The sequence below is a fragment of the Pseudomonas sp. RAC1 genome (assembly GCF_030658255.1).
Lineage (GTDB): Bacteria > Pseudomonadota > Gammaproteobacteria > Pseudomonadales > Pseudomonadaceae > Aquipseudomonas > Aquipseudomonas boreofloridensis.
In genome coordinates, this window is record NZ_JAUTXS020000025.1 from 35,013 (window position 1) to 57,014 (window position 22,002).

The window sequence follows — 22,002 nt, forward strand, 5'->3', positions numbered from 1 at the left end:
CAGCAAATTGGCGTCAAAATGCCGATGATCGCAACACGTTTCCAGGCTAAGTGCTGACGGGTAAGTGATCTCGGCGGCGAACAAATAGCCAATGTCCTACAGAAGAATCCGCAAACTGCGCTTATCCCGCCGGTGTCCGGGTTTAATGGGCCATACGCCGCAGGGGCAGGGTGCTTGAATCGACCGACGAACAACGGAGAAGGACCTCCCAGCCCATGCCCGCCGCCGATACTTACCCTCTGACCAGTGCTCAACGCGACATCTGGCTCGACCAGTTGAGTCGAGGTGACTCGCCGCTCTACACCACCGGTGGGTACACCGACCTGCGCGGTGACTTGCAACCGCACCCACTGCACCAGGCCTTGCGAGCATTGTTGGCGGCGCATCCGGTACTGCGTACCGAGTTGCTGCTCGACGCAGGCGCCGAAGGTTTGCCGCTACAGCGCTTCGCGCCCGCCGGTGAAGCTGAAACCGTCGAGTTGGCGATGCTGGATCTGTCCGCGCAAACCGATCCCGCCGCTGCCGCGCTCACGTGGGTACAGGCGCACATGCAGCACACCTATCGCTTCGACGGCAGCCCGCTGTTGACGTTCACCTTGTTGCGTCTGGCGCCCGACCGCCATTGGCTTGTCAGCCGTGCACACCATTTGCTACTCGATGGATGGGGCTTCGCGCAGTTGATCAAGGCGCTGGGCGACCACTACACAGCGCTGGTCGAGGGCACCTCGCCGCCGGCCGCGCAAATGTGTTACTCGGCGTTCATCGACGAGGATCACCAGTATCGCCACTCGTCCCGCCAGGCACGCGACCGCGACTACTGGCTGGCTCGCTTCGCGCAGGTGCCCGAACCCTTGCTGGCCGCGCGTCATCATCACCGCCGCGCCACCGACCAGGCCCCGGCACGCACCTGCGTGCAGGCGTTTCCCGCGAGCCTGCACGCACGCATGCAACAACTGGCGCAGACCCACAAGGCCTCGGCGTTTCATGTGTTGCTGGCGGCGCTGCATGTGCTGTTCACGCGCAGCGCCCAGCGCGAGGACTGGGTGGTGGGGCTGCCGATACTCAATCGGGGTGGGGCGCGGTTCAAGACCACCCTGGGCACCTTCGTTCAGGTCAGCGCGGTGCCGCTGGCCTTTTCCGCGAGCCTGTCCTTCGCCGAGCTGATCGCGGCCATCCGCGATACCCTGCGCCAGGATTTCCGCCATCAGCGTCTGCCGGTCAGCGAACTGAATCGGGCGCTGGGTCTGCTGGGCGAAGAGCGCCGCCAGTTGTTCGAAGTGTCGGTGTCCTACGAACAGGACGACCATGATTACCGCTTTGGCGCCGCCAGCGGCCACACGGTCAAGGTGTCCAATAGCCACGAATCCACGCCGCTGGCCATCCATTTGCGCAGCAACCGGCACACCGACAAAGCCTGGTTGCACCTGGTGCATCACCGTGCCTGGCTTTCGGCCGATGAGGCCCACGCCTTGGGCGAGCGCTTGATGCATGTGCTCGATCAAGGCCTGCAAACACCTACGCTGACGGTTGCCGACTTCGACCTGCTCACCGCCCATGAACATGATCGGCTACGTCACTGGAACGCGACTCAGCAGCCGATAGGCGAACCCTGTGTCCATCGACGGATCGAAGCCCAGGCCGCACAGCGGCCGCACGCGTTGGCTGCGGTCCATCAGGGGCAATCGCTGAGCTACGGCGAACTGAACCAGCGGGCCAACGCCCTGGCCTGGCGCTTGATCGCCCAAGGCGTGCAGCCCGAGCAGCGGGTGGCCGTGCTGGCGCGGCGCGGACTCGACACGCTGGTGGGGCTGTTGGCCGTGCTCAAGGCCGGAGCAGCCTACGTGCCGATCGATCCAGCGCATCCTCGCGAGCGCCTGGCTTATCTGCTCGAAGACAGCGCGCCGGTGGCGCTGCTGACCCAACGCCGACTGCTCGAGCATCTGCCACGCCACGACGTTCCGGTGATCGAGCTGGATGGCTGCCCGCTGCCTGAGGGCGCACTGGATAACCCTAGCGTCGCCGGCCTTGATTCCCACAGCTTGGTCTATGTGATCTACACCTCCGGCTCGACCGGGCAGCCCAAGGGGGTGATGGTCGAACACCAGATGCTGGCCAATCTGGTCGATTGGCATTGCGGCGCCTTCGATGTGACGGTCGATACGCACACCTCGAGCTTGGCAGGCTTCGGCTTCGATGCGATGGCCTGGGAAGTCTGGCCCGCCCTGTGCGCGGGCGCCACCCTGCACTTGGCACCGGTCGGTGAAGCAGGCGAGGATCTCGACGCGCTGCTGCGCTGGTGGCGTGCCCAGCCGCTGCAGGTGAGCTTCCTGCCGACCCCCGTGGCCGAATACGCCTTCACGCAGCCAGATCATCCGACCCTGCGCACCCTGCTGATCGGCGGCGACCGCCTGCGCACGCTGTCGTGTGAGCGGACTTATGCGGTGATCAACAACTACGGACCCACCGAAGCAACGGTGGTCGCCAGTTCCGGGCGAGTCACCGCTGGGGCGGCGCTGCACATCGGCGGCCCGATCGCCAATACCCAGTTGTACGTCCTGGATGCTCAGCGACGGTTGCTGCCGATTGGCGTACCCGGAGAGCTGTACGTCGGCGGACTGGGTGTTGCTCGCGGCTATCTGGGACGCGAGCAGATGAGCGCCGAGCGTTTCCTGATCGATCCGTTCAGCTCTCGAGCCGGAGCGCGAATGTACCGCACGGGGGATCTGGTGCGCTGGCGTGACGACGGCGCGCTGGAATACCTGGGACGCAACGACGATCAGGTGAAGATCCGTGGAGTGCGCGTGGAGCTTGGCGAGATCGAGGCCGCGCTGGCCAGCCATGAGCAGGTGCACGAAGCGGTGGTGCTGCTGCGCGACGGGCAGTTGCAGGCCTGGTTCATCGGCGATGCGCCAACCCCGGGCGACTTGCACGAGCATCTGCGCGCCATGCTGCCACCGGCCTTGCTACCCGCGGGTTATCAGCGTGTGGAGCAGTGGCCACTGACCGCCAATGGCAAGCTCGACCGTCGCGCGCTGCCGGCGTTGGGCCAGGACGCTTGGGTGCGCCGCGTCCACGAAGCGCCGCGCGGCGATGTGGAGGAGCGTCTGGCGGCGCTGTGGAGCGAACTGCTTGGCGTACCCGCTATCGGCCGACACGATCACTTCTTCGAGCTTGGCGGCCACTCGCTGCTGGCGGTGCAACTGGTCGAGCGCATGCGTCAGCAGGGCCTGCGCGCCGATGTCCAGGTGCTGTTCGGGCAGCCGACCTTGGCGAGCCTTGCAGCCGCCAGTCAGGCAGGTGTGATCGAGGTGGCCGGGAACCGCGTACCCCGCGGCTGCACCCGCATAACCCCGCAGTTGTTGAGCCTTGCCCGCCTGGATCAGGCCCAGATCGACCTGATCGTCGCCAGCGTACCGGGAGGCGCCGCCAACGTTCAGGAGATCTACCCGCTGGCACCGCTGCAACAAGGCTTGCTCTATCACCACCTGCGTGGCGGCGACGATCCCTACCAGCAGCAGGCCTTGTTCACCTTCGCCGACCGCGCCGGCTTCGAGGCCTTCGCCCAGGCGTTGCAGCACGTGGTCGAGCGCCACGACATCCTGCGCACCAGCCTGTACTGGGACGGGTTGGAGCAGCCGCAGCAGGTGGTGTGGCGTGAGGCTCGCCTGCCCGTGGAAGTCCTGCAGATCGCCTCCCACGACGCGGCTGGGCAGTTGCGCGCGCATTTCGCCACCGCGCAACGTTCCCTGGACCTGCGCCACGCCCCGATGATGGCGCTGGCCGGCACCGAGGACGTCGAGCACGGGCGCTGGCTGGGCTTGCTGCGCTTCCACCATCTGGTCAACGACGCCGTCTCGGTACAGGTGCTGCTGGGCGAGTTGCGCGCCGTGCTGAGCGGCACACAGCAGGCTTTGGCCACGCCCGTACCCTACCGCAACTACGTCGCGCTCAGCGGCGCCGAGGCGCGCCAGGCCCAGCACGAGGTGTTTCTGCGCGCGCTGCTGGCAGGGGGCGAGGCGCCGCCATCCTTGCCAGGCATGCCGACGCACGACGTGTCGCCGCAAACGCTGGAAAGCCTCGAACAGCCGCTGTCCGGCAGGCTGAACGGGAGCCTGCGACGCTTGGCCAGGCAGCACGACGTCGGGCTGCCCAGCCTGTTGCACCTGGCCTGGGCCCAGGTCCTCGGTGCGCTGGCCGGGCGTGACGAGGTGGTGACCGGCACGGTGCTGCTGGGCCGGATGATGGCCGGCGAGGGTGCCGATCGCGCGCTGGGCATGTTCGTCAACAGCTTGCCGCTGCGCCTGCACCTGGCCGGACGCAGCGTGGCCCAGGCGCTGGGTGACACTCAAGGCGCATTGGCTGCCTTGTTGGAGCACGAGGACGCACCGCTTTCGCTGGCCCAGCAGTGCAGTGGTCTGCCTGCGGGTGTGCCGCTGTTCAACAGCCTGATCAATTTCCGCCATGGACTGACCCACGGACAGTCGACGCTGCCCGGTGCGCAACTCCTGGAGGCCAGCGAGGTGCACAGTCACGCCCTGGTGCTGTCGGTGGACGATCAGGGCGACAGCCTGCGTCTGGGCGTGCGTGCGCCCCAGGCGCTGGGCGCCAGCCGGGTGCTGACGTATCTGCAGCATGCCTTGGAGGTGCTGTGCGAGGCGCTCGACCAGGACAGTTCGCAACCCCTCGAGCGGCTGTGCTGCGTACCGCCTGGCGAACGGCGGGAGCTGCTGGAGGGCTTCAACGATACTGCGCAAGCCCACGCACTGCGGGGTCGAACCTTGCCGTCGCTGTTCGAGGCGCAAGTGCAGCGTACGCCTGAGTCAATCGCCTTGCAGACCGACGAGGCCACGCTGACTTACCGCGCGCTCGACGAGCAGGCCAACCAGTTGGCCCATCATCTGATTGGCCTCGGGGTGAAGCCCGACAGCCGCGTCGGTGTATGCCTGGAGCGCGGCCTGCCGTTGCTGGTAGGGCTGCTGGGCGTGCTCAAGGCTGGGGCGGCCTACGTGCCGCTCGATCCTGAATACCCGGACGAGCGCCTGCGCTATCTGGTGCAGGACAGTTCGCCTGTGGCCGTGCTGGTCCAGGCCGCGACCCGTGGCTTGTTCGAGGCGCAGGCGGTGGCGCTGGTCGATCTCGACCTGCCGGCCTGGCAGGCGCAGTCGAAGCAGGCGCCTGAGGTGGCCTTGAGCGCGTCGAATCTGGCCTATGTGATGTACACCTCAGGCTCCACCGGAACGCCAAAGGGGGTGATGGTCGAGCACCGCGGCCTGGGCAACCTGATGCACTGGAGCTCGACGCTGTGTCCGCCACGGCCAGGTGACGCGCTGCTGCAGCGGGCGCCGTTCAGCTTCGACGGCTCGGTCTGGGAGCTGTTCTGGCCGCTGTGCGCCGGGCTGCGCCTGGTGCTGCCGCGCCCGGACGGGCACCGCGATCCGCACTACCTGATGCAATTGATCCAGGCCCGGCAGGTGACCACGGTCAAGTTCGTACCGGCGCTGCTGCATGTTTTCCTCGAGCAAGCGGGCGTGGAGCAATGCACCAGCCTGAGGGACATCTTCTGCGGCGGCGGCGAGCTGACCCTGGCCTTGGCCACGCTGCTGCGCGAGCGCCTGCCCCAAGTGCGCCTGCACAACGTCTATGGCCCTACCGAGGCCACGGTGGACAGCACCGCCTGGACCCTGGAACCTGATCAACCCTTGCCGTCGGTGGCACCGCCCATTGGCCGTGCGATCGCCAATACCCGCCTCTACGTGGTCGATACCCATGGCCGGCCAGTGCCCAAGGGCGTTGTGGGAGAGCTGTTGATCGGGGGTATTGGGGTGGCCCGCGGCTACCTCGGGCTGCCAACGCTGGAAGCCGACCGCTTCATCGCCAGTCCTTTCGTCCAAGGCGACCGCCTGTACCGCACGGGCGACCTGACGCGCTGGCGTGAAGACGGCGAGCTGGAGTTCATCGGCCGCAACGATTTTCAGGTCAAGCTGCGCGGATTGCGTGTGGAATTGGGCGAAATCGAGGCCCTGCTGGCCGCGCATCCGGCGCTGGGTCAGAGTGCGGTACGGGTGCGCGATGAGCGCCTGGTGGCCTACTTTACCTGCCGCGAAGGGCAGTGTGCGCCGTCGCTCGAAGTGCTGCGCAATCATTTGCTGGCACGGCTACCGGCGTACATGGTGCCTGCGGCTTTCGTCGCGCTAGACGAAATGCCGTTGAGCCCCAACGGCAAGATCGACCGCAAGGCGCTGCCCGAACCCGGCCCGCAAGCCCTGATCACGCGTGCTTTCGAGGCACCACGCGGGGAGTTGGAGTGCACCCTGGCGCACATCTGGAGCGAGGTACTCAAGGTCGAACAGGTGGGCCGCGACGACAATTTCTTCGAGCTGGGCGGTCATTCCCTGTTGGCGGTGAATGTGGTGGCGCGGATGCGTCAAGCCGGGCTGCAGGCCGATGCCCGCCTGTTGTTCCGTCAGCCGACCCTGGCCGCACTGGCGGCCAGTGCCGGCCAGCCACGCGCCGAGGTGCAGATCGCCGCCACCACGATCCCCGGCCTCAAGGCCAGGCGCAGGCTTTGATTGCCTCAGGTTGGCGCTACTGTGCCGGCCAAATGACGCGCCACTGTGCTTGACCGCGCGGGGGCTGCGGCGCGACGCTGCGGCCGTCCGCTACGGAGAACAACAATGGACGCGTCGAACCTGCTGCTATTCGTCCCCGCCTGTTTTGCCCTGAACATGGCGCCGGGCCCGAACAACCTGCTGTCGCTGCACAATGCCAGCCGTTATGGCCTGCGCACCGCCTGCCTGGCCGGAGGCGGGCGGCTGCTGGCCTTCGCCGCAATGATCGCCCTGGCGGCGATGGGGCTGACCGTGGTGTTGCACACCAGCGAGTACCTGTTCCTGGGCATCAAGCTGGCGGGGGCGGCGTATCTGTTCTACATCGCCTGGCAGCTGTGGCGCGCCCCGGTCGCGACCGGGCCGGTCGACGATAGCCCGCGCAGGGGGCTCTGGCGCCTGGCGCGGCAAGAGTTCTGGGTGGCGGCGGGCAATCCCAAGGCGATCCTGTTGTTCACTGCGTTTCTGCCACAGTTCGTGACGGTGGACAGCCGCACGCCGTTCGCTGAGCAGTTCCTTTGGCTGGGGTTGTGGTTCCTGCTGCTGGAGTGGGTCGCCATTGCCGTCTACGCCGGCCTGGGCGTGTTCCTGCAGCGTTGGTTCAACCGCCCACGCGCGCGGCGGCTGTTCAACCGGGTCAGTGCCTCGCTGCTGGGGTGTGCCGGGATCGGCTTGCTGGTCGCGCGGCCGCGCTGAACCGCGCTTCCGTGAAGCCCCTCAATCGCGGTAGAACACCTGCACCAGGTGATAGCCGAACTTGCTCTTGATCGGGCCGTGCACCACCCGCAGCGGTTTCTTGAAAATCACCTGGTCGATGGCGCCCACCATCTGCCCTGGGCGCACTTCGCCCAGGTCGCCGCCGCGCTTGCCGGAAGGGCAGGTGGAGAATTTCTTGGCCAGCACGTCGAATGCCTCGCCCTTGGCCAGGCGCTGCTTGAGCTGCTCGGCTTCTTCGGCGGTCTTGACCAGGATGTGGCGGGCTTGTGCTTTCATGGCGTACCTGTAACTGCGGCGAAAAAGGGGGGCATTATGCCTGATGACGTCGCTTCGGACCTGCCCAATACGCAGCGCTCCCTGTCACTGCGCCAACCACCCACCATCGACGTTCCAGGCCGCGCCACGCACTTGGCTGCCAGCCTCGCTGCACAGGAACAGCGCCAATTCGCCCAACTGCTGCGGGGTCACGAAGGCCCGTGAAGGCTGCTTCTCGGCCAGCAGTTCATGCTCGGCCTGCTGTGGATCGCCATCCCCTGCACGCGCGTCGATCTGTTGCTGCACCAGCGGGGTCAGCACGAAGCCTGGGCACAAGGCATTGCAGGTGATAGAGGTGGTCGCCGTCTCCAGCGCCACGACCTTGGTCAGCCCGACCACGCCGTGCTTGGCGGCGACGTAGGCGCTTTTGCCCGTGGAGCCGACCAGCCCGTGCACCGAGGCGATGTTGATGATGCGCCCCCAGCCACGCGCGCGCATGCCCGGCAGGGCCAGGCGAATGCCATGGAACACGGCCGACAGATTGAGCGCGATGATCTGGTCCCAGCGCTGTACCGGGAACGCCTCAACCGGTGCGACGTGCTGGATTCCGGCGTTGTTGACGAGAATGTCGATGCCGCCGAACTCATGCTCGGCGAAAGCGAACAGCGCTTCGATCTGCGCCACGTCGGCAAGGTCCGCTGCGTGATGGCCGACCTTCACGCCATGGCCGCGGATCGCGTCGAGGGCCGGCTGTGGATCGCCGAACCCGTTGAGCACAATGTTCGCGCCCGCCCGCGCCAGCACCTGGGCGATGCCCAGGCCGATACCGCTGGTGGAACCGGTGACCAATGCTGTCTTGCCTGCGAGCGTCATGTGCAACTCCTGGTAGCGAACGGATGAACGGGGACCGGGTCAGCGTCGCGGGTCGAATGCCTCGCGCAGTGCATCGCCGATGAACACCAGCAGCGAAAGGATCGTCGCCAGTGCGAAGAATGCCGTGAAGCCCAGCCACGGCGCCTCCAGGTGCTGCTTGCCCTGGGTTACCAGCTCGCCCAAGGAGGCGCTGCCGGCGGGCATGCCGAAGCCGAGGAAGTCCAGGGCGGTGAGGGTGGTGATGGCGCCGGTGAGCATGAAGGGAATATAGGTCAGCGTCGCGTTCAGGGCATTGGGCAGGATGTGCCGGAGCATCACCTGGGTGTCGCTCAGGCCCAGGGCGCGGGCGGCCTTGACGTATTCCAGGCTGCGGCCGCGGAGAAATTCGGCGCGCACCACATCCACCAGCGTGAGCCAGGAAAACAGCGCCAGGATGCCCAGCAGCCACCAGAAGTCCGGTTCGACGAAGCCGGAAAGGATGATCAGCAGGTACAGCACGGGCATCCCCGACCAGACCTCCAGCAGTCGCTGGCCGAGCAGGTCGACCCAACCTCCATGGTAGCCCTGCAAGGCCCCGGCGCTGACGCCGATCAGCACGCTGAGCAGCGTCAGCGCGAAGGCGAACAGCAGCGACACCCGGGTGCCGTACAGTACCCGCGCAAGCACGTCGCGGCCCTGGTCGTCGGTCCCCAGCCAGTTCACCGTGCTCGGTGCACTGGGCGTGGGCACCTGCAGGTCGTAGTTGGGCGTATCGGCGCTGAAGGGGATGGGGGCGAACAGCATCCATCCGCCTTGGGCTTCGATCAGCCGGCGCACGTAAGTGCTGCGGTAATCGGGCTGGAAGGGCAGTTCACCGCCGAACTGCTGCTCGGTGTAGCGTTTGAGTGCCGGACTGTAGAGCTCGCCCTGGTAGCTGAGCAGCAGTGGTTTGTCGTTGGCGACCAGTTCGGCGCCCAGGCTCAGCAGCAGGATCGCGCCGAACAGCCACAGCGACACCCAGCCCAGGCGGTTACGGCGAAAACGTTGCAGGCGACGTCGGGCGATAGGCGACAGCATCAGTGCGCCCTCGCGTCGAAGTCAATCCGCGGGTCGAGCAGCGTGTAGCAGAGGTCGCCGATCAGGCGAATCAGCAGGCCGCCCAAGGTGAAGATGAACAAAGTGCCGAACACCACCGGGTAATCCCGGGACACGGCCGCGTCGTAACTCAGGCGCCCGAGGCCGTCGAGGGAGAAGATCACTTCGATCAGCAGGGAGCCGGCGAAGAACACGCTGATCAAGGCCTGCGGCACGCCAGCCACCATCAGCAGCAGGGCATTGCGCAGCACATGGCCGTACAGCACCCGGCGCTCGCTCAAGCCCTTGGCCCTGGCAGTGACCACGTAGTGCCGGGAAATCTCGTCGAGAAACGCATTCTTGGTCAGCAGCGTCAGGGTGGCGAAACCGCCGATCACCAGGGCGCCGACCGGCAGTACCAGATGCCAGAAATAATCGGCGACTTTGCCCAGCAGACTCAGTTGCTCGAAATCTTCGGAGACCAGCCCGCGTACGGGAAACCAGTTCAGCGAGGTGCCGCCGGCGAACAGGACGATCAGCAGCAGGGCGAACAGAAACGAGGGCAGGGCGTAGCCGACCACGATCAGCACACTGCTCCAGGCGTCGAAGCGGCTGCCATGGCGCACGGCCTTGGCAATGCCCAGCGGGATTGACACCAGGTAGGTGATGAGCGTGGCCCACAGGCCCAGCGACAGGGTGACTGGCAGCTTGTCGAGAATCAGGTCGGTGACCTTGGCGCCGCGAAAGAAGCTGTGGCCGAAGTCGAGCCTGGCGTACTGGCCGAGCATCAGCCAGAGCCGCTCGGGGGCACTCTTGTCGAAGCCGTACTGGTGTTTGATCTGCTCGATCATCTTCGGGTCCAGGCCCCGGCTGGCGCGAGACTGGCCTTGAAGCGCTTCGACCCGTGCCCCCGGCGCGCCGCCGCCGATGCCCTGCAGGCGGGCCACGGCCTGCTCCACAGGCCCGCCGGGGGCGGCCTGGACGATGGCGAAATTCACCAGCAGGATCGCCAGCAGCGTGGGCACGATCAGCAGCAGACGCCGCAGCAGATAGCCGGTCATGGTGCCGCCTTCAAGCGCTCGGCCATCTGCGCATCGGTCAGCGCCGTTGGGCTGACCTCCCACCAGGTGTCCAGCCCCTCGTCATACCTGGCCTGCACCTTGGGCAGTCCGAAGCGATTCCACCAGACGGTGGAGCTTCCCGGCGGGTAGTAGTTGGGGATCCAGTAATAATTCCACTGCAGCACCCGATCCAGCGCATGGGCGTAGCGCTGCATGTCGGCCTGGGTCGAGGCGTGGACCAGGCCGTCGAGTAGCCGGTCCACGGCAGGATCCTGGAGCACCATGAGGTTGTTCGAGCCGGGATCGTGGGCGGCGGCGGAGCCGAAGTAGTTGTACTGCTCGGCCCCAGGCGACAGGGTGACGGGATAGCCGGTGATGACCATGTCGTAGTCGCGGGCCATGAGCCGGTTGACGTATTGGGCCGAGTCCACGTTGCGGATGTTCAGCTCGATGCCGATCTGCGCCAGGTTGCGCTTCCAGGGCAGCAGCAGGCGCTCCAGGCCGGCCTGGCCGTTGAGGAAGGTGAAACTCAACGGCGTGCCTTCGGCATCGACCAGGCGATCACCCTCGGGGCGCCAGCCAGCGGCTTGCAGCAGTTGCAGCGCGTGCAACTGTTGCGGGCGGATGATGCCCGAGCCATCGGTCACCGGTGCCTTGAACACCTGGGTGAACACGTGGTCGGGGATCTGCCCGCGCAAGGGTTCGAGGATCTTCAGTTCTTCGACATCGGGCAGTTCGCGGGCGGCCAAGGGCGTATTGGAGAACAGGCTCTGCTGGCGGATGTAGAGGTTGCGCATCATCTGCCGGTTGCTCCACTCGAAATCCCAGAGCAGGGCCAGGGCCTGGCGCACACGGCGGTCGGCGAACATCGGCCTGGACAGGTTGAACACGAAGCCTTGGGCGCTTTGCGGTTTGTCCGGCCCCAGTTGCGCGCGCTGCAGGCGACCGTCGGCCAGTGCGGCACCGTTGTAGCCTTGGGTATACCCGGTGGCCGAAAACTCGCGGTTGTAGTCGTAACCGCCGCCTTTGAGCACTTGGCGGGCCACCTCGGTGTCGCCGAAGTATTCCACGCGGATGCGCTGGAAGTTGTAGCGTCCGCGGTTGACGGGCAGATCGCGGGCCCACCAGGTGGGGTCGCGCTCGAAGGTGATGCTGCGGCCATTATCCAGGCGCGCGATGCGGTAGGGGCCGCTGCCCAGTGGCGTGTCGAAGCCGCCACCGTGGGCGAAGTCGCGGGTCTGCCAGTCATGTTCAGGCAGCACCGGCAGGCTGGCCAGGTCCAGTGCCAGGGTTCGACCGTGAGGTTGGCGAAAATCGAAACGCACGCTGCGCGGACCTTCGACGCTGACGGCGGTCACGTCGGCGAACTGGGTGCGGTACTTGAGGCTACCTTTGCTCATCAGCAGCTCGAAGGTGAAGCGTACATCTTCGGCGCGTACCGGCTTACCGTCTGCAAAGGTTGCGCGGGGATCGATCTCCACCCGAAGCCAGGCATCGTCAGGGCCGCGCTCCAGGCGTCGGGCGATCAGTCCATAGACGGTGTACGGCTCATCCAGCGAGCGCACGGCCAAGGGCGCATAGAGCCAGCCATCGACCTGACTTACCCCGGTGCCTTCATCGATGAAGGGCAGGACATGGTCGTACTGGCCGATTTCGAGCGCCGAGCGGCGCAGACTGCCGCCCTTGGGCGCGTCCGGGTCAACGTAATCGAAATGCGCAAAGTCGGCGCGGTAGCGAGGCGCTTCGTCGTAGACGGTCAACGCGTGCGAGGGGGCGGCGAGGCTGGCGGTGCTCAGCCAGGCCCCGACCAGCAACACGGCCAGACGGGGGCAGGCGGCGCCCGCTCCCACAAGGGCACTGCAGGGGCGGGCGGACAAGAGAGGGTCAGTCCTGGCGGCTGGTCACTTCCAGCAGGTGATAGCCGAACTGGGTCTTCACCGGACCTTGCACGGTGTTGACCGGCGCGCTGAACACCACGGTATCGAATTCCTTGACCATCTGACCGGGGCCGAACGAGCCCAGGTCGCCGCCCTGGCGGCTGGAGGGGCAGCTGGAGTTGGCCTTGGCAATTTCGCCGAAGTCGGCACCGGCTTCGATCTGGGCTTTGAGTTCGTTGCACTTGTCTTCGGTGCTGACGAGGATGTGACGGGCGGTGGCACGTGCCATGACAAGATTTCCTTGGGTGAGAGAAAACCCAAGACTACCGCATAGCGCCGCGCTGTGTCTGTGCCCAGTGCTCGTGCTTCACCTGCGAGCCCGTCCTGGCAGCGCCTACCTGACAATTTTGCCAGTTGTGCCGTTCGCTGCCGTGCCCTGAAATCAGCTGACCCGACCTGCAGTTGGCTTGCCTCACATCAGGAGCACTCCCATGACAGACGACATAGACTTCGACCATGACGCCGATGGCGTGCAAACCCTCGACCAAATCCTCCAACAGTACAACCAGCGCTTCCAGGAAGACGACGCACCACCGATGGGTATCCAGAGCAGGGCTGGTCACGGCATGGGGATCCAGCTTGCCGGTGTCCAGAGCATGGGCGTCCAGGGCATGGGCACCATGTCGGTGATGGGTGCTTCCTCCCTGACCCCCATCATGCCGGCGATCTACATCCCTGGGCATATCTCGGGCTTGAAATCGGCGCCGCGGCTGGCAGTCGGTATCAATCGCAAACTGGTCTACGACAATCCGAGCGGTTTGTTGATCGTCCTCCAGGCCTATGACGACATGCGTCCCGGCGACTGGGTGGAGGTCTTCTGGAACGATTCCAGGGTCTCGGTGGCCTCGATGGTGGTCGCGCAAAGCGACGTGGGCAATCGCATCGCGTTGTTCGTCAGGGCAAGCAAAGTGCCGGAAGGGACTACCGAGCTCTGGTACCAGGTCAAGCGTGTTTCGGGTGTCGTCGAGGAATCGACCCGACTCACCGTCATCAGTCAGATCACGCCTCTAAGCGATTTGTCGTTGCTCGTGCCGGAAGTGCCCGCCTCAGGGTTCGTGGGACCGGACGATGCTCGCCAGGGCGTCAAGGTGCATATCCCACCCTATGACGGGATTCGTCAGTACGATCAGGTCGAGTTTGCCTGGGGCACGCAGAAGGTCTCCCATACGGTAACGATGGCCGAGGTGACTAACGGCATCAACTTGGTGATCGATGAGCGGACTCTGATCGCTGCGGGCAACAGCGAGCGCATGGCGCTGGCCTATCGGGTGATCGACGAGGTCGGCAATATTTCCGAACGATGGTCGCAGCAGGTGGAAGTGCCTGTGCGGCTGGTTGCCAATCTGACGCCTTCGCCGTATATCGCCAACCCTGACCCCACGGCCGTTCCACGCTATCTCATCGATCTGGATCAACTGGGCGGCAACGACTTGCAGGTCGAGGTCGATACCGTCCATCCCAGCTTTAAACTGGGTGACAGCATCCGTGTGACCTTGACTGGCAGCCCTGCCCAAGGGCCGGATGTGACGCTGCCGACGGCCGCACAACCTATCCGCCGGCTGGGGCGTACCTTGTTCTTCGCCGTCAGTGGCGCCTCGCTGCTACCGCTGCGTGGTGGTCGCGCCAGTGCATCGTACGAGAACCTCACTACCCGCGGATTCGTCTCTGGCAAGGATTTCGCGGTGTTCGCCGGCCTCCAGCGCTCGGCCATCAAGCCGGAGTTGGTCCAAGCCGATGCTGATGGCAACGTAGACCCCTCGCTCACGTCGGTGACCGTGCAGATTCCAGTCGCCGCCGATCTGCAGCGCGGTGACCGGGTGACCTTGGTGTGGTTGGGCACACGCGCCAACGGGACGGCGCTCTATGAACAATTCACCAAGGTCGTCAACACCAAGGATGTGGGGCTGATTTTCACCTTCCCAGTCGCAGATGGCTTGAAGTACCTGGCCCCGCTTGACGGTGGGAAGCTGGACCTGAGTTACCAGATCCAGCGCCGGGGCATGTTGCTGCCTCTTTATTCCGAGCATCAGATCATCCAGGTTGGCCAACCCCAAGCGGCGCTGCCTGCGGCACGAATGGAGCCTGAGTTGATCAATGGCATCGTCGATCCAAACCTGCCGCAGTTCGCCAACGGTCTGAAAATTCATATCGACCCGTTCCTCAACATGAACGAGATGCAGGATGTCTCGCTTCAGTGGCTACCCGAGATGGGACCGCCATGGGACGACAGCACGGTCGTCTGGCCAGGTGAACCCTTGGTATTCGAAGTGCCTCACGATCAACTGATGGCTAACTTCGGCGGTTCTGTACAAGTGCGCTACTTCGTGACCGAGCCCGGGGAAACGGAGCGCTATTCGGATTACCTGGACTTCGTCATCGACGTGTCGCAGGTGACTGACCTGGAGCCTGTCGAGATCCCGGCAGCTCAGGAGGACAACCTGGATCCGGGCGCCGTGATCGATGGCGCATTGATTGTCATTCCCGCCTCGGTGCAATTGCAGGTCGGCGATTTCGTCGATGTCTACTGGGATGGCTCCAATCCTGGCGGTGTCACCGTTGTCAACGATGTCGTGATCGAAGAGGGTGTGTCTCCCGAGGGCTTGGTGATTGAATACCCTTATGTGATTGCCAACTTGGGCGGCAAAGCGGACGTGCGCTACGAGGTGACACGCCTCTCCGGTTCCGTGGACAGCTCCTTGAGCCGTACGATCTTCATCAAGAAAGGCGGATTGCCTCAAGCCTACTTTCTCGAAGGCGTCGATGGGCATTTGAACCCAGGTGATGTTCCTGACAAGGCCACAGTGCGTATTGGCGCCGATGCCAAACTCCAGGCTTCGGATAAAGTTACGATCTGGCTCGAAGACGAGGCATCCAATGCCTCCCGACACCTCGAAGTCACGGTACCGCCCGAGCGTGCCAACCGAACCCTGGATATCGACATCCCTGCCGCGTATATCGAGGCGCTGGACGGCAGCGCGGTGAACCTGCGCTACGAGATCAAGCGCAGTGGCTCGGCGACCGTCGAGCAAGGTGGCGGACAGCGCTACGTCATTCAGAGCGAACTGGGTAGCGGCACGCTGCAAGTGTTTGGGGCCAGGTACAGCGCCAGTGCCTTCCGCTGTAATCACATCTCGCATGTAGTGAGTGCTTTCAACGCCGCCACCGGCAAACCTATTCTGGCGCAGTGGCTCTACGAGGGCGACCAGACGTCCAGACTCGCTTACCGCCTGCTGGATCGTCAACCTCACCGGCCGCTGCTGGTCCGCACAGCGACCGATGCGGTGTGGCTGAACACCACGAATGTGCTCGGAACTGGCATTGCGTTGTCGACCGGCGAGAAGCCGGCTGACACGAGGGCTGCGTTCGTGGCCATGCTTAGCACCAGTAAGCCTGGGCTGTTCAGCCTGTGCAGTTGGGGGGCGGCGACCCACGGCGGGGCCCTGCCCAGCGCGCTGGCGAACATCAACACCGTGGTCGAAGTGAGCAGCACTCGCGGGGCGTTCGCCGCGCGCCTGAGTAACGGCAAGGTGCATACGTGGGGTAACACTCGATTTGGCGGCCAGATCAACGCAGCCGATGCCGACAAAGTGTTCTTGGACGTGCGCGGCAACGTCATGGCGTTTGCCGGACGCGTCCAGGTTTCACCCGGCAATCCGCAAGGTCGGCTGGCCTGCTGGGGAAATGCCGACCTTGGCGGGGCGTTGCCGGCCGGGCTCGCCAACCTCACGGACATTGTGAAGATCTACAGCGGTCGCAGGTGCTTCGTCGCAGAACGGGCCAATGGCAGCTTCGTCGCCTGGGGTGATGCGACTGCCGGCGCCACTTTGCCCGCGAGCCTGATGGCGCCGCCCTCCAGCCCTGAACAGCGGCCCGTCTATTTGGCGAGTACTTACGCGGCTTTTGCCGCCCGCCTTCAGAACGGAACGCTGATTGCCTGGGGCAACCCAGGGACCGGCGGGTCGCTGCCGGCCCAGTTGGCAGCGCGCCGGGATATTGCGTCGCTAGAGACTGCGTCTGAGGAAGCCTTTTGCGCGCTGACCAACGACGGCCATGTGGTTGTCTGGGGCGGCAGCTCGGCTGCAAACGTACCGCCAGCGGTCACCTTGCTCGACGACATTGTCGAGGTCTCGAGCAACGCGTATTCGTTCTGCGCGCGGCGGCGCGGTGGTCATGTGGTGACGTGGGGGTCGCCGAACAGTGGAGGAACTCTGCCCCCAGAGGTCGCCCGTCTGTCTAACATCGTCCAGGTCACCGGCAGCACCTGGGCCTTCGCGGCACTGTGCAGCGATGGCTCGGTCGTGGCCTGGGGTGATAAGGATCGGGGAGGCCAGATTCCGTCTGCCGTAAAGGCACAACTGACACAAGTCCGCGCGATCTACGCCAACACCGTGGGCTTCACCGCCCTGACGGCCGATGGGCGTGCTGTGACCTGGGGCGAGCCCTCCAACGGTGGCAACAGCGCATCGGTGCAGGCCGTACTGAATCGCGCATTGCGTTACGGGCGCCCAGGCAGCGGCCATGCCGTAGCCCCGGACAACGACCTGCGCGCTCTGGCCTGAGCGATTTGCGACGCCGTGTGTACTTTCTAGCCGTCACTGCGACGGCTTATCTGGAGAGCGTTCATGAACGATCTAACTGTACCGGCCGTGGCCCTCGTGCAGGACGGCAAGCTCGATCCACTGAAGATTCCGAGCACCGGACTGCCCGTGGTCATGACTGTGAGCGCAGCGCATGCGCGTGATGTGCTTAACCTGGTGCTGGAAATGGAGGGCAGCGGGCAACGGCTGTACACCAGTGCGAACCTGCCCATCGGCGCCAGCGGCCGGCCGGTTACGCTGCGTATCCCCAAACAGTTATTCCTCGACCACGTCGCTGATCGGCTGACGATCTATTACACCCTGGCCGCAGCGGGTAGCAGCCCCAGCATTGCCTTTGAAGTGGAGCAAGGGTTTAGCGGAGACCACCAGGTCGACCTGAGCAGGCATCTCTACCGACCGCTGTATGCCAACGGACAAGTCCGCCTGCCCAAAACGCTGCCAGGGTTCGTGTACTACGAACGGGCCTTGCCCGGCGCCACGGCCTACACCAGCAGTGACCCGAGTGTGGCAACGGTGACCCAAGCAGGTCGGGTGACCTTGCTGCGCAATGGCCAGAGCACGATCACCGCGCAGACGCCGCAAGGCGCCCAGTCGTACTCGCTGACCGTAACCGGCATCAGAGGCCTCGAGGTGCTCTCCACCAGCGCCGTGACCTGGCAGAACGCCAAAAAACTGTGCGATTCGCTGGGGATGTCCATGCCCCAGGAGCGCGATTTCAGGGCGATGGTCGAGTATTACGGGGCTGACCTGCCGCAGGCCTTGGACCCCCGTGCGCCGTTGTGGGGGGAGTCACTGGGGGCGGGTACCGCTGTCACCTTGAATCCGGTGACGCTGAAGATCACTGCTGAGTCGACTCAAGCAAACAATTTGCGCCAGGTAGTAGGTATCGACTGATCGCACACGATTGGGCGCAACCCAGCAGCATTCAACGAGGAATGCCACCATGAAAAAGTCGATGCTGCCCAGGGCAAGCGCTCTGGCCTGCTGCCTGCTGTTTGTCCTGACGTGTCTGCAGTCACCCCCCAGCCATGCGCTGGTCGCCCCCTCTGACTCGATCGAGGTGCTCACCGAGACCCGGCTGGCTGCAGCCACGGCGGCGGTCGAGCAAGGGCTGTCCATCGCCGCGACGCTGAACCAACGTCTGGTCAGTACACCTTCTGCCTGTGTACGCAATCAGCCGGACTATGCCTGCAGTGGCGTATTGGTGCGTCCCATGGCGGCTGCTCATGCGGTCCGCTTCTGGGAGCATGACGCCGAGGCCAATGCCCGAGGCAGTGAGGCATTCGTCTATCTGCGCAGTGATCGCCAGCAGGGGGCGCTGCCAGGGCGTGGCGGTTATGTACTGATGTCACGGTTCGATGCGCTGGCCAACGGAAAGCCCTATGAGGTCAAGGCACGCCCCAGGCCCGGCGAGGTTCAGGTCAACAACTGGAATGCGGCACAGCCCAACCAGATCGCCATCGAGGCGCTCTACTACAATCCCGCCGTTCCCAATGACCTGTTCCGGGCTCAGCGCTCACAACTGCAGTGGTTCAAGGCAACAGCAGCCTGGCTGCCGATCCTGCGCTACGGCGGCGGTGTTGGTGCTAGGTTCGGCTTCGATCAGAGCGAACAGCTGTACGATGGCTATCTGATCGCTGAGCGGATCAACCAGCGCTTCACCACGGTGACGGCCACCTGTCCTGACGGCAGGGCGCGCTATTACTGCCAGGGGGTCTGGGTCAGGACCACCAACATCGCCGACGTCGGCCGCTATCGCACTTGGAACCCGAGTCCGGGGTCGCAGCGCAATAACAGCGTGTCGTTCAGTTGGTTCTCTGCGGACACGTCCGTCGCGACGACATACCACACGCAAGGTTTCATCCTGCGCGAGTCAGGCTACGCCGTGACGCAACCGCTCACCCTGCGCTGCGGCTATCCCCGGGACGCCGCCACCAGCGGCGCTGCCGATCCCTGTACCTTCCGCGGCCAATGTGCAGCGCTGGGCATCACCACCACAGCGGCTTGGCGCGCCAGGTACGGCAGCGGGACCAATCCGGGGTGCGCCTTCGGCAACGATGCGGCGGCGTTTCGTGTGCTGATCGATCTGCGCAACCGCCAGACGGGCTTCGTCAACGGTTGGAATGAGTTAATGATGGCCGTGTGGCCGCAGAACGTGGCGGCGCAGTTACCGCTGGAGTCGTTCATCTATTCGGCAGCCAACGGCCGGGCGAGCGCCCAGGTCTTCCAGCGTGAGTACGTGCGCGACACCCTCGGCCGGTATTTACCGGTGCTGTTCCTGAACCCCACACCGCCGCCCAACCGCCTAGTGACCTACAACCCCGACGACCAGAACGTCGAGTAGCGAAGGCGTCGCCTCTCAGCCATCGATCACCGCACAGGTGGAGACACCGTCATGACTATCGCAACCCTTGGCAGATCACTGCTGCTTTCATTGTGCCTGGCGTTCCATCCTGTCTACGCGCTGCAGCCCCTGGCCGATCTCGAAACCACGGCTTCCTCAAGCATGGCGGGCCAGGCGCTGCTCGCTCAGGCTGCCGCCGATCAGGGGCTGGACGTGGCGCAAGGACTCAACGCCCGCCTGGCCAGCACGCCGATTCGGTGCGTGCGCAATCAACCGGACTACGCCTGCAGCGGTGTCCTGGTCAAGCCAGTGCTGGACAGTCGCGCCGCGATCTTCTGGGAGCACGATATCGAAGCCCGCGCCCGCGGTACCGAGCAGTTGGAGTATCTGCGCGCTGACCTGGCGCCTCGAGGTGGGCAGGGCCAAGTCGGTTACGTGCTGATGAGCCATCTGGATGCCAGGGCGCAGGGCAAGGATTATCAGGTCAGGCAGCGCCCGAACGCAGCGCAGGTGTACGTGGCGAACTGGGACGAAACGAAGCCCGCGCAGGTGGCGATCGAGGCATTGTATTACCCCGCCGGGCGTTCCGATGCGCTGCTGTTGGCCCAGCGTGCGCAGCAGGCCTGGTTCTCGCGTACACGTCAGTGGCTGCCGGTGTTGCGCCTGGATTCGACTCGCGCTACGAGCGCGTTCGGTTTCGACCAGCAGGATCAGCTCTACAGCGGTTATACGCTGGCTGACCAGTTGAACGGCCGGTACCGCGACACTGCCACGCGCTGTCGCAATAACACCCCCGCGTATTACTGCAATGGCGTATTGATCCGGGCCACAGGCGCAGCCGACAGTTTCCGCGCGTGGAATCCTTCGCCCAACTCGGTCGGCCGTAATGGTGTTTCGTTCTCCTATGTGCGGGCGGACGTCGGCACCGTTCGTCTGGCCAATAATCAGGCGGGCCTTATCTTTAAACCTGCCGACTACCCAGTGACCCAGCCCGCGACGCTCAGGTGCGCTTACCCGGCCAATGCGGGCACCAGTTCCACACCCAATAGTTGCCGCGCCAGTTGCCTGTCGCAGGGCATCACCACGGTGGCGCAGTGGCGGGCACGGTACGGCAACACTGGGGCAGGCAACTGTGCCTTCAGCATGGAGCCACGTCCCGACGCTGCGCAGTTTCAACTTAACGTGGACGTGCGCAGCAACGGAGGGGCGCACAACGAGATGATCATTGCCGCCTGGCCCCCGAACATTCCCGAGAAACTGCCCATCGAAGCGATCTACTACCCGGTCAACGGACGCGAGGACCAGGCGAGCCTGATCCAGCGCCAGTACTTCAGTGCCACACGCCGTTTCATGCCGGTGATACGGGTGAACCTGACGGCCGGCGCCGGTGCGATCTTCATCTTCCGGCCCGAAGATCAGAACCGCTGATGGCCCCGGGCTGCGGCATCCCGTTTAGGCCAATCGCCGGGCTGCATCGCGCAGCAGCTCGGCGGTGTTGTCCCAACCCAGGCAGCCATCGGTGATCGACACCCCGTACTTCAAGGCGCCTTTGCCCAATGTCTGGCAACCCTCGAACAGATGCCCCTCGATCATCACGCCGATGATCGAGGTGTCGCCGGCCAGGCGTTGATCCAGGACGTCCTCGAATACCGCCGGCTGACGCGCTGGGTCCTTGCCGCTGTTAGCGTGGCTGCAATCGACCATGATCCGAGCCTGCAAACCGGCCTTGGCCAGGCCTTGTCGGGCCAGTGCAAGGCTGTCGGCGTCGTAGTTCGGGCCTTTGTGCCCACCACGCAGTACCAGGTGCGTATCCGGATTGCCGAAGGTCTCGATGATCGCGGGATGACCCTGCGCGTCCATGCCGAAATGACGATGACCCGCGACGGCACTGCGCATGGCGTCGGTGGCGACGGCTAGGCCGCCATCGGTGCCGTTCTTGAAACCGACTGGCAGTTCCAGGCCACTGACCATCTCCCGGTGAATCTGCGACTCGGTGGTACGCGCGCCGATGGCGGCCCAGCTCAGCAGGTCGTCGAAGTAGCCGGCAGCCATGGGCTGCAACAGTTCGGTGGCGATCGGCAGACCGCGTTCGAGCATGCCCAGCATCAAGCCCCGCGACAGGGCGATGCCGGCGTGCATGTCGTCGCTGCCGTCCAGGTGCGGATCGTAGGCGAGGCCTTTCCAGCCGACGGTGGTCCGTGGTTTCTCGACGTAGGCGCGCATCACCAGCAGCATCTGGTCGCTTACTTCACGGCTCAGGGCGGCGAGGCGGTCGGCGTACTCAAGGGCTGAGCGCGGGTCGTGGATCGAGCAGGGGCCGACCACCACCAGCAGACGTGAGTCGCGGCCGTCGAGAATGGCGCGCACGGCCTGGCGATGGTCATGGACCTGTTGCGCGAGTTCGCTGGAGAGCGGCATCTGCTGCTTGAGCAGGTGCGGGCTGGGTAGGCGTTGGCTGACGGCGGCGTTGGCCGCAACGGGTTGGGTCAGGGGCAGGGCGAGGTTCGAAGAATGCATGGCGAGGTTTTCCTTGGGCGGACGGCGGGTGTGGGCCCGCGC

13 protein-coding genes are annotated in these 22,002 nt (G+C 64.8%); 6 read left to right on the forward strand and 7 right to left on the reverse strand.

Going from position 1 to position 22,002, the window contains the following annotated elements; translation table 11 throughout:
• Window positions 1-215 precede the first annotated feature (215 nt).
• Both Q7C30_RS07255 and Q7C30_RS07260 read left to right on the forward strand, forming a co-directional pair.
• Window positions 216-6,569 (forward strand): non-ribosomal peptide synthetase, encoded by a 6,354-nt coding sequence (locus tag Q7C30_RS07255; RefSeq protein ID WP_317871119.1) that lies wholly within the window; start codon window positions 216-218, stop codon window positions 6,567-6,569.
• A 105-nt stretch (window positions 6,570-6,674) separates the two neighbouring features.
• Entirely contained in the window at window positions 6,675-7,301 is a 627-nt protein-coding gene (locus Q7C30_RS07260; protein WP_295481957.1) for a LysE family translocator, read from the forward strand.
• A 21-nt stretch (window positions 7,302-7,322) separates the two neighbouring features.
• Here Q7C30_RS07260 and Q7C30_RS07265 read toward each other — a convergent pair whose 3' ends face one another.
• From Q7C30_RS07265 to Q7C30_RS07290, 6 genes are all read right to left on the reverse strand, one after another.
• Window positions 7,323-7,598: a peptidylprolyl isomerase gene (locus tag Q7C30_RS07265; protein ID WP_039577991.1), complete on the reverse strand. Its 276-nt coding sequence runs from the start codon at window positions 7,596-7,598 to the stop codon at window positions 7,323-7,325.
• Between the two features lie 84 nt (window positions 7,599-7,682).
• Window positions 7,683-8,450 carry a 3-hydroxybutyrate dehydrogenase gene (gene hbdH, locus Q7C30_RS07270; RefSeq protein ID WP_317871120.1) on the reverse strand — a complete coding sequence of 256 codons (768 nt, stop codon included), beginning with the start codon at window positions 8,448-8,450 and terminating at the stop codon, window positions 7,683-7,685.
• A gap of 39 nt (window positions 8,451-8,489) precedes the next feature.
• Window positions 8,490-9,506, reverse strand: coding sequence for an ABC transporter permease (locus Q7C30_RS07275; RefSeq protein ID WP_317871121.1), 1,017 nt, complete (start codon window positions 9,504-9,506; stop codon window positions 8,490-8,492).
• Window positions 9,506-10,564: a microcin C ABC transporter permease YejB gene (yejB, locus tag Q7C30_RS07280; RefSeq protein ID WP_317871122.1), complete on the reverse strand. Its 1,059-nt coding sequence runs from the start codon at window positions 10,562-10,564 to the stop codon at window positions 9,506-9,508. Before yejB ends, Q7C30_RS07275 begins: the two co-directional genes overlap by 1 nt.
• Window positions 10,561-12,387: an extracellular solute-binding protein gene (locus tag Q7C30_RS07285; protein WP_317871166.1), complete on the reverse strand. Its 1,827-nt coding sequence runs from the start codon at window positions 12,385-12,387 to the stop codon at window positions 10,561-10,563. Before Q7C30_RS07285 ends, yejB begins: the two co-directional genes overlap by 4 nt.
• 61 nt (window positions 12,388-12,448) lie before the next feature.
• The gene (locus Q7C30_RS07290; RefSeq protein WP_029615238.1) at window positions 12,449-12,730 is read right to left on the reverse strand and encodes a peptidylprolyl isomerase; all 282 of its coding nucleotides are present in this window, start codon (window positions 12,728-12,730) and stop codon (window positions 12,449-12,451) included.
• A 202-nt stretch (window positions 12,731-12,932) separates the two neighbouring features.
• On the opposite strand from Q7C30_RS07290, the gene Q7C30_RS07295 reads away from it, so the two are divergent.
• The 4 genes from Q7C30_RS07295 (at window position 12,933) to Q7C30_RS07310 (ending at window position 20,871) form a co-directional block, all read left to right on the forward strand.
• The gene (locus tag Q7C30_RS07295) at window positions 12,933-17,060 is read left to right on the forward strand and encodes a hypothetical protein (RefSeq protein WP_317871123.1); all 4,128 of its coding nucleotides are present in this window, start codon (window positions 12,933-12,935) and stop codon (window positions 17,058-17,060) included.
• Window positions 17,061-17,123: 63 nt separating this feature from the next.
• Window positions 17,124-17,993 (forward strand): Ig-like domain-containing protein, encoded by an 870-nt coding sequence (locus Q7C30_RS07300; RefSeq protein ID WP_317871124.1) that lies wholly within the window; start codon window positions 17,124-17,126, stop codon window positions 17,991-17,993.
• A 49-nt stretch (window positions 17,994-18,042) separates the two neighbouring features.
• Window positions 18,043-19,443: a hypothetical protein gene (locus Q7C30_RS07305; protein ID WP_317871125.1), complete on the forward strand. Its 1,401-nt coding sequence runs from the start codon at window positions 18,043-18,045 to the stop codon at window positions 19,441-19,443.
• A 51-nt stretch (window positions 19,444-19,494) separates the two neighbouring features.
• Window positions 19,495-20,871: a hypothetical protein gene (locus tag Q7C30_RS07310; RefSeq protein WP_317871126.1), complete on the forward strand. Its 1,377-nt coding sequence runs from the start codon at window positions 19,495-19,497 to the stop codon at window positions 20,869-20,871.
• A gap of 24 nt (window positions 20,872-20,895) precedes the next feature.
• On the opposite strand, the gene Q7C30_RS07315 is transcribed toward Q7C30_RS07310, so the two are convergent.
• Window positions 20,896-21,960 (reverse strand): 3-deoxy-7-phosphoheptulonate synthase, encoded by a 1,065-nt coding sequence (locus Q7C30_RS07315; protein WP_317871127.1) that lies wholly within the window; start codon window positions 21,958-21,960, stop codon window positions 20,896-20,898.
• Window positions 21,961-22,002 lie beyond the last annotated feature (42 nt).